This is a genomic window from Flavobacterium anseongense (assembly GCF_021608185.1).
Lineage (GTDB): Bacteria > Bacteroidota > Bacteroidia > Flavobacteriales > Flavobacteriaceae > Flavobacterium > Flavobacterium anseongense.
This window is the reverse complement of record NZ_JAKIHN010000004.1, coordinates 174993-188011: the sequence shown is the minus strand read 5'-3', so window position 1 is coordinate 188011 and position 13019 is coordinate 174993. Positions and strand designations below refer to the sequence as shown.

Sequence of the window (13019 nt, the reverse complement as noted above, 5' to 3'; positions counted from 1 at the left end):
ATAATGAAAGGAAACTCAGCATGTTTAACTTTATATAAATTTTAAATACTGCTAAGATGGTAACCAAAAAAAATAATGAGCAAACAGAGGAAGGTACTAATTTCCAAAACCTTAATAAAGAATACCCGGGCTATGCACCCGATCCGCAAAGCGGAGCTACTAACGATACGTTTACTGACGGTGGAACACAAGACGAAGATTCTGCCGCACGCTTGGCAGCCAAAGGTCCTGTACGTAATTCCAATTACCACGAACTAGATGACAAAAGCCATCCCGAAAATTACATAAACAAAGGCGCAAGCGCCAGTCATAAGACACTGGAAGATTACAATAAGACCGATCCAAAAAGGGACATCAATACCACAATTGTGGAAGATAAAAGCAGGCCATCAGGTATTGCTAAATAAAAAACACGCTAATGGTTTTGTATTTGTGATTACCTCTTCAACCACCCCGCAATACTCATTCGCCGTCCGTTCGTAACCAATACTTCATGTTCAAGCACACTGCTTTTAAAGAAAACAGTTTTGCCCTGAGTAGGTGCAATCATTTGGTTGGCATCGGTTTGGTAAACGAGTAGTTCTCCTCCATCCTTTCCAACCCAATCCGGATTTAAATAAGAAATCATCGAGTATTGCCGACTGGCGTTGTCCTTAAACTGGTCAAGGTGCTTTACATAAAAATCGCCCGCTTCATAAAGTGAATAATGAAATTCATAACTTCGAATGTTAGCGTAACAAGTGGCGTTTAAGTAAGCCACAAAAGCATCCATCTTTTCAAAGAATAAGTTTTCATAAGGGTCATTGTGTTCTTTATCCAACCAATAAATTCGGTCTTTGCGTATCAATTGACTGTGCTGTAGCAAACTGTCATTACCTACTCCTGCAGGTTTGAGTTCATTATCCTCATACAGCAGCAATAAATTAGATGCCAGGTGCTCACACAAACCATCGCTTAAAAAGTGTTCAGAGACACCAATGCCATTTGCCAAAAATCCTGCAATCAAGTCTTCAAAATCCGCCTCCATACTGCTACACCTGAATTGACAAGTTGTGGCAAGGTAAGCCAATTAAAATTGGAAGACTCACAATAAACTAACAAAAAACGTTCTACCTCTAACTCATAATTCATAACTCATAACTAAAAGCTAAACTGTTAAATAACAATATACTATCCAAAAAATCGTATATTTGAAGAACTCAATTTGTTAGAAAACTGAGTATACTTTACCCAAATAGAACAGCTGGTTTCCCCATGAAGAGATTGTTTAACATTCCCGTTTTATTAATCGTATTGCTATTTCCTCTAATTGGATTTGGGTTCAACTTAACGGTTACCCCAACACACGAAACTTGTCAGGGAAATGCCTCTTTAAGTTTTGTAGTTACCAATACAATTCCGGGAAGTTCTATTGTATTTGTTGTTTATAAACTCCCCGACATAACGACTCCTTTTGCATCGGGAACAGAGACTGTCGTTAACGGACTTACAGCCGGAAATTACCGGGTTATTGCGAGAGAAACTGTCGGTAGCAACACCACAACACAACAACAGGATGTTACAATAACGTCTTCGTTTATTGCCCTAAACTATACCGTTGAATCACTCAATCAGGCGTGTTCAAATACAAGTAGTATTTCGGTTATAGTCAATTCGGGAACAGCTGTTAGTTATGCCATAATCTCTGGACCTATGACCTTTCCAACTCAGGCAGGCAACACCTTTTCGGGTTTAACAAATGGAATTTACAGAATAAAAGTAACAGACAGCTGCGGAAACTCAATGGTTCAGGCATTTACTGTAACACTCAATCCAACACTTCTCACAGTAAATAATCCCAGTTTTACTGATACAGTGCCTCCATCATGCAATGAGGTTGTTGCCAATAATACAATAACACCGGCAGCAGGAACTGTAATAGGATATCCGCTAAACATTGATTACGTTTTACATTTGCCTACTGGAATTACCCATATTTTGGTAGTTTTAAATTCAGGTAATCCAACATCCCAAGACATTTCACAAATAGTTCCGTATCCGAACAGTGTGGACTATCTTTACGATGTCATAATAACAGATGCCTGTGGTACAACCTATCCCGGCAATAGTTTTTATGTAAACAAACCCATTTCATTATCTTCAACAATTCATACGCTGCCTTGCAATCAATATTATTTTACTCTTAATGCCGACAACTTTATCGGTTCCTATACACTTCATTTTGACAGTGCTCCGGCAGGATTTAATCCTACTGTGTTTAACAGTACTTATCCGGGTCCTTATACCCAATCTAATGCCGATTTTGGCAGTGATTCTCAACCCGTCCCTATCGGAGATTATCAAGTCACCATTACCGACACCTGTGGCAAAACCAAAACCATAATCGTTAAAGTCATAGATAAGCCACCACTGCCAAATATTCTGGGAATTAGCAATGGCTGTCTGAACAATAGTGGAAGAATAGTGCTAAGCCTTGCAGATTATGAAATTGTAACTGCAGTGGTAACCTCTGCTCCTGCCGACTATCCATTCACATTGCCACACGATGTCTCTGCTTTAATAAACAGTGATGGCAGTATTTTGACTTTAGATCCTGTCCCATTGGGTGATTATACCATTCAAATTACAGATGACTGTGGTGACAGTATAAGTCCATTAACGGTAACAGTTCCTCCTTTTGAAGCTCCTGCAATCTTAAGCGAAATATTGCAAGGATGTGATATTGGTATGGCATCCATAAAAATAACAAGCAGTGAACCTGTTTCGGTAAAAATTACTGTCGCGCCCGCTAGTTATCCTTTTCCACTTCCTCATGATGTTTCCAATAATATTATCAGTAGTGGCGAAATATATCTGACAAGTTTACCCACAGGAGAATACACTTTCAGTATCGTTAATAGTTGTGGAGCTACTTCAAATGAAACAATGCAAATTAATGGATACGCCATAACAAACAGTTCTTTTTCCCTTGTACCCGATTGTGGTGCGTTTAATATCCCACTCGATTTTGTTGACAATGTAACTGGCGGTGAAACCTTTTGGCTTCAAAAGTTATTGAACTCAACGACCAACACTTGGGGTAATCCGGTTACTGATGCCGTTTATACTGATGGAACTGTACCTGACGAAACCAATTCATTAAAACTTCAAAATAATGCTACCACTTATAATCTCACCATTAATGGAGTGTTCCGTATCGTACATCATTTCACTTCCTATAACAATGGCAGCGACATCAATAACAATTTAGTCACTTCCCCAACTAAAGACTGCATTGAAATTTTAGCACCCAACCTGAGCTTCAACAGTGCTTTAATCATTAATGATGTCTATCGCATACCTTGTTCCACAAGTGGCAACTTTGATGTTTTCTTATTAGCCAGTGGTATTCCACCATTACACTATGGCATTGTCGAAAAAGATGGAATCCCTTTTGTTGTAGACAACGGAACTTCAGATGTATTCTTAAACCTTACGCCCGGAATTTATAAATTTGAAGTAGAAGACAGTTGTGGCAACAGTGTTAACCGAACTTTTGATGCTTCCGATTTGACTTCACTGGTTATAATCTATCCTACATGCCCAATATTTAGTTGTGTCAATACTGTAACCGGCAACGAAACCTTTGACTTGTCAGCTCAAAATGATGTTATACTTGGTATTCAATCACCAAGTTCCTATACTTTGTCCTATCATACTTCACAATCAGATGCTGATGACAATTTGAATCCGATAACCAATCTAACCACTTTCAATCCGACAACCAACCCACAAACCATTTACATCAGACTAATTTTTAATCAATTCCCCAACTGTTATCAGACAAGTAGTTTTGATTTAATTACGGGACAAATACCAAAAATCAATCTGGCTCCTGATTATGTTGATTGTGACGGACTACCTGTATTGCTTGATGCTTCGACAGGCAACTTACCAACAACCGGCTATATGTGGTCAAACGGATTAAGCACTCCAACTATTACCATTAGTGACATTGGCACTACTATGTTAAGCGTTACAGCCAGTAATAATTATAGCAGTTGCAATGCTTTGGCGCTTAGTTGCACTACTTCAAAAGACATAATAGTAAATATTGCTGACGTCCCTGAAATAGACCATATAGATACAAACGATTGGACCGATAATGAAAATAGTATTAGTGTTGTGACCACACATGAGGGGGCTTTTGAATATTCGCTTGATGGAGTACACTTCCAGACAAATCCTGTTTTCTCTCATTTAATACCCGGACTTTATACGGTTTATGTTCGCGATACCGGCGGATGCAGAACCCTGACAGAAGTCGTATGGTTACTCAATTATCCCAAATTTTTTACACCAAACGGAGATGGCTACAATGAAACCTGGTATGTGGTAAACTCAAATAATGAACCTGAATTTAAAGTATATATCTATGATCGCTACGGTAAGCTTATTACCGATATTCTCTCAAATGGTCCGGGCTGGGATGGCAAACTAAACGGAAAGCTTTTGTTTGCTGACGATTATTGGTTTGTGGCTTACCGACAGGATGGAAGAATCCACAGAGGGCATTTTACTTTGAAACGATAACCTTTCTCATTTTCAGACTGTTAAACTTGTTAGGTTCAAGATTCTTTTTTATCTTTAGTACAAATTGTAATAAGATGAAAAGCCTTATTTACTTTAGTTTATTTTTTATCGTCAGCAACATACATGCTCAATTAGGGTTTGGATTCTCCTACACCCATAAGGAAATTGAAGAATACGAGGGTGATTACAGAAATGAATACTTTATACAATATGTGTTTAAAAAGAGTCCGGCAGAAAAGGCAGGCTTAAAAGCCGGAGATAAAATTATTAAGTTTCATGATTCCATCGTACAGTTTAATAATACTCTCGCATTTAGCAATAATCTTAAAGATTCGCCGGCTACAGTCAACATTATTATATCACGTAATGGCGTCGAAAAAACCTTTACCATTACCAAAGCAGACCGTTCAACTTATTTAAATATCTGCCTCGAAGGCAATTGTACCAATGGAACCGGAACTTTCATCGATGCCAACGGAACAACCTATAAAGGACCATTTAAAAATAAGAAAAAAGAAGGCAGAGGAGAATCGGTTGGAGTTAATGGCGATAGTTATGTTGGTGACTGGAAAAATGACAAACGCGAAGGCAAAGGCACATACATTTCAAAACTCGACCCAAATCATATTGTAAGCACCGGCTGGAGTTATACAGGTGATTGGAAAGAGGACGCCATGACGGGCAAAGGAAAAATGACTTATAATGGAGGATTTTATGAGGGCGATATGCTTAATAACCTAAAAAGTGGGCAGGGAAAATTAGTAACCGCTGATAAAACGGTTTATGAAGGTAACTGGAATAATGACAAACTTAATGGTAAAGGGACAATGACACAGCCTAATGGTGATAACTTGAGTGGTAACTTTGTTAGCGGCAAGCTTGAAGGAGAAGTTACTGTATACACTAAGGCAACGAACTCGACAACCACTGCTACTTACAAGTATGGAATAAAGATATAAAACAAAAACTCCCAAGCTTTCACTTGGGAGTTTTTAAAGAAATATTGAGGCGAACTAAAGTTCGCATACCTGACTGCCACTGGCAGTCCTCCACTTAATATCAAATATACATCTTCTTTCTCATTTCCTGAATCTTCTCATCATCAAGATATTCATCAAAGGTCATATAGCGGTCGATTACTCCGTTTGGAGTGATTTCTAAAACACGATTCGCAACGGTTTGTGCAAACTCATGGTCATGCGTAGTAAACAATACCGAACCTTTAAAGTTTTTAAGTGAATTATTGAATGCCGTAATCGATTCCAAATCCAAGTGATTGGTTGGCTCATCTAACATCAAAACATTGGCACGTATCATCATCATTCTTGATAGCATACAACGTACTTTTTCTCCACCGGATAATACTGTGCACTTTTTCAAAGCTTCTTCTCCTGAGAAAATCATCTTACCAAGAAAGCCTCGAACATATACTTCATCACGTTCTTCTTCTGTTTTCACAAACTGACGTAACCAATCTACAAGATTCAAACTTCCGTCAGTAAAAAACGAACTGTTATCATTTGGAAGATATGATTGCGTGGTTGTTATTCCCCAGTCAAAAGTTCCGGAATCTGCTTTTAAGTTTCCGTTTAGTATTTCATAGAATGCTGTCGTAGCACGCGAGTCTTTAGAAAACACCACTACTTTATCCCCTTTGGCCATATTCAAATCGACATTCTTAAATAGCAATTCACCATCAATACTAGCGGAAAGATTTTGAACATGCAGAATCTGATCACCGGCTTCTCTTTCAACATCAAAAATAATCGCAGGATAACGACGGCTTGATGGTTTGATTTCCTCTAAATTCAATTTGTCAATCATCTTTTTACGAGATGTAGCCTGTTTAGATTTCGCTACGTTGGCACTAAAACGACGGATAAATTCTTCAAGCTCAGCTTTCTTCTCTTCCGCTTTCTTATTCTGCTGTGCTTTTTGTCTTGCCGCTAACTGACTCGATTCATACCAAAAAGTATAATTGCCTGAATAATGATTGATTTTAGAAAAATCAATATCCGATATATGTGTACAAACTGCATCCAAAAAGTGACGGTCGTGAGAAACAACAATCACAGTATTTTCATAATTTGCTAAGAAGTTTTCTAACCAGGAGATTGTTTCAAAATCCAAGTCATTCGTAGGCTCATCCATTACCAATACATCAGGATTCCCGAAAAGAGCCTGAGCCAAAAGCACACGTACTTTCATCTTTCCTTCCATATCAGCCATCAAAGTATAATGCATGTCTGATTGAATTCCCAAGTTCGATAACATAGCACCAGCATCCGATTCGGCATTCCAACCGTTCATTTCTTCAAACTGTACTTGCAATTCCCCTATTCTATCGGCATTAGCATCATCATAATCGGCATACAAAGCATCCATTTCTGATTTTACTGCAAACAAAACCTTGTTTCCCATCATAACAGTTTCCAAAACTGTATGCTCATCAAACATATTATGATTTTGATTTAAAACCGACATACGTTTTCCGGGCTCAAGAAAAACTCTTCCCGATGTTGGTTCGATATCGCCTGCTAAAATTTTAAGAAAAGTAGATTTCCCCGCTCCGTTAGCACCAATAACACCATAGCAGTTCCCTTGTGTAAACGTAGTGTTTACTTCGTCAAACAATATTCTTTTACCAAACTGAACCGATAAATTATTTACAGTTAACATGAATTGTATTTATTAAATTTCGGTGCAAAAGTAGTTAAAATAAAGCATAAAATAATTAAAAAATTGTTGTGCAATTAATGATAAAACAGCATATTTACTCCGATTTAACTTTAACGATAGATTAACAGTAAAATCCATTATATAGAAATATTTTTGTTTATTAGTTTCGAATGATGCACAGCTTAAGAAATATAAGGATTTTTGGTTTAGTTCTCCCATTGATGGCACTTTTGAGTTCATGTAAAAACGAATTTAAAGGTTGCGAATATGTCGCTTATTTTGGTGGCGAAGTGGTAAATCCGAATAATCCCTACGTACTTTTCTGCAAAGACAATGAAGTTATAGACACCTTAAAACTTGACGAAAACAATCGTTTCTTCACACAATTCGACTCATTGGCTCCCGGACTTTATTCATTTAAACACGAACCTGAATATCAATATGTATATTTTGATAAGAATGACAGCATTATGGTTCGCGTCAATTCAAAAGATTTTGATGAGTCGATAGTTTTTTGTGGTCGTGGAGGAGAAAAAAACAATTTCCTAATGGAAATGTATCTGAAAAACGAAAAAGACAAATACAAAATGTTTGACTATTTCGATGATAACTTTGAAGATTTTTCCAAAGAAATTGACTTAACTTATTCAAAGCAAACTGCATTTTATAACACCCGAAAATCAGAAATCAAATGGAACGACGATTTCGATCTTTTTGCCAAAGCCTCATTAGATTTTAGTTATTACTCTAAAAAAGAATTGTATCCTCTTATTCACAAAATCAGAACCGGAGAAGATATGATTGAAAAACTACCGGCAAATTATTACGATTACCGAAAAACCATTGATTTCAACAATGCAGCGCTTTCAGATTATGCTCCATATGTAATGTATTTGTCGCACATGCTAAACAATATGGGAACCATAAATTATCACAATCATTTTAGTGAAAAGGATTTGGCGCTGAAAACCAATATCAATAAAATGAACATTGCTGATACGCTGATTAAAAATGAAAAGGTAAAAAACAACATTCTCGATAATATCGCTTTTACCTATCTACTCGAAGATCAGAACATGACCAACAACAATACCTTTCTGGATACTTATAAAAGACTTTCTACAGATAAAAGTAAGAAGAATGAAATTGCAACTATCTGTAACGCAATTCAGATGCTGAAAGTTGGCAACACATTAAGCGAAGTTCCTTTAGTAGACACAAACCACAATAAAGTTGCTTTAACAAGTTTAACAAAACCAAATACGGTGTTTTTCTTTTGGACAGAAAAAGCCAAATCGCATTTAGAAGCAGTTCATATAAAAGTAATGGCACTGAAATCTAAATTTCCACAATATAATTTTGTGGCAATAAATATAAATGACAGTGAAGAAGATTGGAAAGCAACCTTAAACAAATATAAATTCAAAGGCATAACCGAATTGCATTGTCCCGATTTTGAAACCATAAAAAACAAATGGGCCATCAACAAAATTCACCGCACGATAATTCTAGATAACAAAGGATTAATTAAGAATGCTTTTGCGAATATATTCGATTCACAGTTTGAGGAGAATTTGAAGTAGCCATCAGAAGTTAGCCTTTAGCTATTAGCTGACAGCTTTTTAAAAATAGAAATCCCGATTCAAATTGAGCCGGGATTTTTTTGTATAATATTAAATAAATTTTGCTAAAAGCTAATTGCTAAAAGCTGACAGCATTACTGATTTCCTTTAGCATAATCCGCTAAGAACTGTGCCAAACCTATATCTGTTAATGGATGTTTTAGTAATCCTGTAATAGATGATAATGGTCCGGTCATTACGTCAGCACCAATTTTAGCACAATTTACAACGTGCATCGTATGTCGAATTGAAGCCGCCAAAATCTCAGTTTCAAAAGCGTAGTTATCATAAATATCTCTGATTTCCTGAATCAAAGCCAAACCATCTGTCGAAATATCATCTAATCTTCCTAAGAACGGAGAAACATAAGTTGCACCTGCTTTAGCAGCTAACAAAGCTTGTCCTGCAGAAAAAACTAAAGTCACATTAGTCTTAACACCTTTATCCGAAAAATACTTACAAGCCTTCACTCCTTCTTTAGTCATTGGTAATTTTACCACAATCTGCGGATGCAAATCAGCCAATTCTTCGCCTTCTTTAATCATTCCGTCATAATCAACCGCAATAACTTCGGCACTAACATCACCATCCACAATATTGCAAATGTCTACGTAGTGTTTTAGGATATTGTTTTTCCCTGTGATTCCTTCTTTTGCCATCAACGAAGGATTAGTTGTAACACCATCAAGTACGCCAAGTGCCTGTGCTTCTCTGATGTCATTTAAATTGGCAGTGTCAATAAAAAATTTCATAAAATTTATTTTAAAATGTTGTGTGTTTAACTATTTGGGCGTGCCCCTTCGGGTCGGGCTTTCCGTTGCAATCTTTTTTGAAAAACAAAAAAGGATTTCCACTGCACACGAGCGAAGCGACTGCCGAAGGAATCCCTCACGCAAAACTTGTGCAAAAGTACAACACAAATCCGAAATAGGAAACTTATTTTCTTATCCCTTTTGACTTATCTCTTATCACTCAACTTATAATGATTCATCAACATACTTTCGTAGATTCTGTCTGGTAAAATTCGTTTTAAAACAATGGAGAACTTTTGCATAAAAGCACCAATTTTATAATGCAGCTTTGGATTTTTATCCTGAATGATATGATATACTTCTTTGGCAAAATCATTTGGATCATCGCCACTATGCATATGTGAATTCATCATTCCCAAGGTGTTTTCATAAGCAGTTTTATAAACCGAACCTTCTATTATAGGCGCATGATAACGATGCGAAGCAATATCAGTAGCAAATTCGCCCGGTGCAATGTTGACCACATTAATTCCGAAAGGTTTCACCTCAATGCTTATCGCTTCCGAAACTAATTCGAGTGCTCCTTTTGAAGCCGAATAAATTCCGCGATAAGGCAATCCCATATAACCTGCGATGGAAGTAACATTGATAATCAATCCCGAATTCTGCTCACGCATTTGTGGCAAGACCGCTTTGATAACTTCTATCGGACCAAAGAAATTGGTTTCAAAATTATTTCGCATTTCATCCGTTGGCGTTTCTTCAATTGGTCCGGTAATGCCAACTCCGGCATTATTGATAACTACATCAATTCTTTTGGAAATGGAAATCACATTTGCCACAGCGTGTTTGATACTTTCTGCACTTCGTACATCCAAAGCAATTAACGGAAATACTGAATTGACAACTTTCTCGGGATTGCGACTTGTGCCATAAACCGTAAATCCTTTGTGAAATAAAAACTCGCCAATGGCTTTCCCAATTCCGGATGAACCGCCTGTGATTAATACTACTTTACTCATTGTATAATAATTTATCGTTAAAGATAATTAGTTTATTTTGATACCCAAACCGTGATTTTCACTCAGATGAATTTTACCATTTAGAATTTCGCTTCCTTTGGCAATATCATTTGCAATTAAATTGGCTCCGTCCAAATCGGCATAATCACAAAAGGGGGCTAAAACCGCACCGGCCGAAATTCCGATAGTAGATTCAGTCATACAGCCAATCATGATTTTATAATTCAATTCTTTGGCAACGGAAATCATCTCCAAAGCCGGAGTCAATCCACCACATTTTACTAATTTGATATTGATACTGCTATAATGTTGCTGCAAATCTTTTAAAACAGTTGAGTCCTGACAATCCTCATCGGCCATCCAATTCGCAAATTTATTGGCATTTAAAACTTCATAATTCTCCGAGCCATTTTTCATTGGTTGTTCCAGATAAGCAAACTTTGAAATAGCTTCGTGATTTTCGAGCCAAATACAATTTTCCTTGGTAAAACTTCCGTTAGAATCTAGTGCCAGAGTTGCATCTAGCTGCAATAATTCAGCTATATCATTTTCATTAAAATGATTGCACTTCACTTTGAATTTTGACCATAAAGATTGTTGAATTTTTTTGATTTGGTTTTCGACAGTATCAACGCTAATCGTAATTGAAGACTCGGGAAGTGTATTTAGGTCGATGTTGTTTAATTCTACAAAGCTTTTCTTTTCTAGTTTGCCAAACAAATCCCAGTAGGCACAATCTAAAGCCGATCGAAGGAAACTTGGCAGCTCTAATTTCAACATGAAAGTATAGAATTCAGACGGATATATTATGTTTTGGTTTTCAATCTGCGTTTTTATTTTGGCTAAAACAACTTCAAAATCATCAAGACTGATATGGTAATAATCGATAGCTGTGCATTCGCCATAACCTTTCATCCGATTCTTTTCGAGTGTTATGATTAGAGCTTCTCTGTGCGTATAATTCCCATAGGCAATGGCAAAGGTTTCCTTGAGTTGAAATCGCACTATTTGCCATGATAAAACCATAGGGTAAAAATAAAAAATCCGAATCAATGTTCGGACAATATTATAAAATTTACGGGAAGATTCTAAAACAAGTTCAGAATAAAAAATGGCAAGCGACCTACATCGCACCGCTCAACCACATACCTTTGCTATGTTCCCATCCTGGAGGATTTTGCAGGAGCTGGTCGTGTAGGACTTGCCGGTGCAAATATACAATCTTTTTATTTTTTTGCAAGAATTTAAGAGCATTATAAATATATTTGCGAGTGAAAAATTAATTGCAAAAAATGAAACTCCGTAAACCTTTAATTACCATTTTATTAGGCTTATTCTGCGTTAGCTTTTTAGGCGTAAACATTATTAGTTGTGGCGATAGTCAACGTGATAAAGAAAACTATTTTAGCTTTGATGAAGGTAATTTAAAACCGTTGTATCAGGCAACAGACAAAGTAGATTTGACTTTATTAAATATCAAAAACAAAACCATTGACAGCGTTGCCTATTTTGTAAATGACAAAAGAGTTTCATCCGTAAAGGGAAATGGTCAGTTCACTTTAGATTTGAATGGCAAAAAATTAGGCTACCAAAATGTGAAAGCTTTGGTTTATTTTGAAGGCGATACAGTTTCAACCAAAACCCGTATTGAAGTGGCTTCGGGGATTGTTCCCAAACTATTAAAATATACCATTGTAAACACCTACAATCACGATATTAATGCATTTAATGAAGGCTTCGAATTCTATCGTGACACTTTAATAGAAAGCACCGGACAAAACGGAAAATCCTACTTTGCCAAAATCGATTATAAAACCGGAAAAGCTTATAAAAAAGTTGACCTTGATCAGCAATATTTTGGTGAAGGAATTACAGTTATCAACGACAAAATCTATCAATTAACCTGGCAAAATGGAGAAGGTTTTATTTATGATGCCAATACCTTGAAAAAACTAAAGACCTTTACCTATGACAAAAAAGTAGAAGGTTGGGGAATGACGAATGACGGTAAAAATATTTATCATTCTGACGGAACAGAAAAAATTTGGACAATGAATCCTGAAACCCAAAAACTAACCGATTTTGTAAACGTATATACCAACGACAGCAAGATTAAAGCGGTTAACGAATTGGAATGGATAAACGGAAAAATCTACGGAAACATTTGGCAAAAAGACGCCATTGCTGTGATTAATCCGAAAACAGGCGCAGTTGAACAAGTGTTAGATTTATCAGCATTACGCGCTAAAGTAACCAATCCGGAAGCCGAAGTTTTAAACGGAATTGCCTACAACAAAAAGACAAATACCATATTCGTAACCGGTAAAAACTGGAATAAAACTTTTGAGCTAAAGGTTTCGGAATAAATTATC

The 13019-nt window shown here is 36.6% G+C and carries 10 protein-coding genes and 1 other RNA gene; 5 read left to right on the top strand and 6 right to left on the bottom strand.

Annotated elements, in window-relative coordinates; genetic code table 11:
• The first annotated feature begins 56 nt into the window (after positions 1-56).
• The gene (locus tag L1S35_RS07750) at positions 57-407 is read left to right on the top strand and encodes a hypothetical protein (RefSeq protein WP_236398870.1); all 351 of its coding nucleotides are present in this window, start codon (positions 57-59) and stop codon (positions 405-407) included.
• A gap of 29 nt (positions 408-436) precedes the next feature.
• On the opposite strand, the gene L1S35_RS07745 is transcribed toward L1S35_RS07750, so the two are convergent.
• Positions 437-1027, bottom strand: a complete 591-nt coding sequence (locus L1S35_RS07745; protein WP_236398867.1) for a 2OG-Fe(II) oxygenase — start codon at positions 1025-1027, stop codon at positions 437-439.
• 227 nt (positions 1028-1254) lie between these two features.
• Between L1S35_RS07745 and L1S35_RS07740 the strand changes: the two genes are divergently transcribed.
• Together L1S35_RS07740 and L1S35_RS07735 are read left to right on the top strand one after the other, a co-directional pair.
• Entirely contained in the window at positions 1255-4572 is a 3318-nt protein-coding gene (locus tag L1S35_RS07740; protein WP_236398864.1) for a T9SS type B sorting domain-containing protein, read from the top strand.
• 74 nt (positions 4573-4646) lie between these two features.
• A complete protein-coding gene (locus L1S35_RS07735) occupies positions 4647-5531 on the top strand; it encodes a PDZ domain-containing protein (protein WP_236398861.1) in 885 nt (294 codons plus the stop codon).
• A gap of 100 nt (positions 5532-5631) precedes the next feature.
• Here L1S35_RS07735 and L1S35_RS07730 read toward each other — a convergent pair whose 3' ends face one another.
• Entirely contained in the window at positions 5632-7251 is a 1620-nt protein-coding gene (locus tag L1S35_RS07730) for an ABC-F family ATP-binding cassette domain-containing protein (RefSeq protein ID WP_236398858.1), read from the bottom strand.
• 170 nt (positions 7252-7421) lie between these two features.
• On the opposite strand from L1S35_RS07730, the gene L1S35_RS07725 reads away from it, so the two are divergent.
• Positions 7422-8834, top strand: coding sequence for a TlpA family protein disulfide reductase (locus tag L1S35_RS07725; protein ID WP_236398855.1), 1413 nt, complete (start codon positions 7422-7424; stop codon positions 8832-8834).
• A 134-nt stretch (positions 8835-8968) separates the two neighbouring features.
• Here L1S35_RS07725 and fsa read toward each other — a convergent pair whose 3' ends face one another.
• The 4 genes from fsa to ffs form a co-directional block, all read right to left on the bottom strand.
• Complete coding sequence (gene fsa / locus L1S35_RS07720; protein ID WP_236398852.1) at positions 8969-9625, bottom strand: fructose-6-phosphate aldolase; 657 nt, start codon at positions 9623-9625, stop codon at positions 8969-8971.
• 206 nt (positions 9626-9831) lie between these two features.
• Complete coding sequence (locus L1S35_RS07715; protein ID WP_236398849.1) at positions 9832-10647, bottom strand: SDR family oxidoreductase; 816 nt, start codon at positions 10645-10647, stop codon at positions 9832-9834.
• A 27-nt stretch (positions 10648-10674) separates the two neighbouring features.
• Positions 10675-11673, bottom strand: coding sequence for an enolase C-terminal domain-like protein (locus tag L1S35_RS07710; protein ID WP_236398845.1), 999 nt, complete (start codon positions 11671-11673; stop codon positions 10675-10677).
• A gap of 83 nt (positions 11674-11756) precedes the next feature.
• An RNA gene (gene ffs / locus L1S35_RS07705) (signal recognition particle sRNA small type) lies at positions 11757-11854 on the bottom strand.
• Between the two features lie 85 nt (positions 11855-11939).
• Between ffs and L1S35_RS07700 the strand changes: the two genes are divergently transcribed.
• The gene (locus L1S35_RS07700; protein ID WP_236398842.1) at positions 11940-13013 is read left to right on the top strand and encodes a glutaminyl-peptide cyclotransferase; all 1074 of its coding nucleotides are present in this window, start codon (positions 11940-11942) and stop codon (positions 13011-13013) included.
• The last annotated feature ends 6 nt before the right edge of the window (positions 13014-13019 follow it).

Excerpts from the sequence above, each read along its gene's own strand:
- L1S35_RS07710 (WP_236398845.1), bottom strand. The coding sequence starts at position 11,673 with ATGGTTTTATCATGGCAAATAGTGCGATTTCAACTCAAGGAAACCTTT.
- L1S35_RS07715 (WP_236398849.1), bottom strand. The coding sequence starts at position 10,647 with ATGAGTAAAGTAGTATTAATCACAGGCGGTTCATCCGGAATTGGGAAA.
- L1S35_RS07725 (WP_236398855.1), top strand. The coding sequence starts at position 7,422 with ATGATGCACAGCTTAAGAAATATAAGGATTTTTGGTTTAGTTCTCCCA.
- fsa (WP_236398852.1), bottom strand. The coding sequence starts at position 9,625 with ATGAAATTTTTTATTGACACTGCCAATTTAAATGACATCAGAGAAGCA.
- L1S35_RS07730 (WP_236398858.1), bottom strand. The coding sequence starts at position 7,251 with ATGTTAACTGTAAATAATTTATCGGTTCAGTTTGGTAAAAGAATATTG.
- L1S35_RS07700 (WP_236398842.1), top strand. The coding sequence starts at position 11,940 with ATGAAACTCCGTAAACCTTTAATTACCATTTTATTAGGCTTATTCTGC.
- L1S35_RS07745 (WP_236398867.1), bottom strand. The coding sequence starts at position 1,027 with ATGGAGGCGGATTTTGAAGACTTGATTGCAGGATTTTTGGCAAATGGC.
- L1S35_RS07750 (WP_236398870.1), top strand. The coding sequence starts at position 57 with ATGGTAACCAAAAAAAATAATGAGCAAACAGAGGAAGGTACTAATTTC.
- L1S35_RS07735 (WP_236398861.1), top strand. The coding sequence starts at position 4,647 with ATGAAAAGCCTTATTTACTTTAGTTTATTTTTTATCGTCAGCAACATA.
- L1S35_RS07740 (WP_236398864.1), top strand. The coding sequence starts at position 1,255 with ATGAAGAGATTGTTTAACATTCCCGTTTTATTAATCGTATTGCTATTT.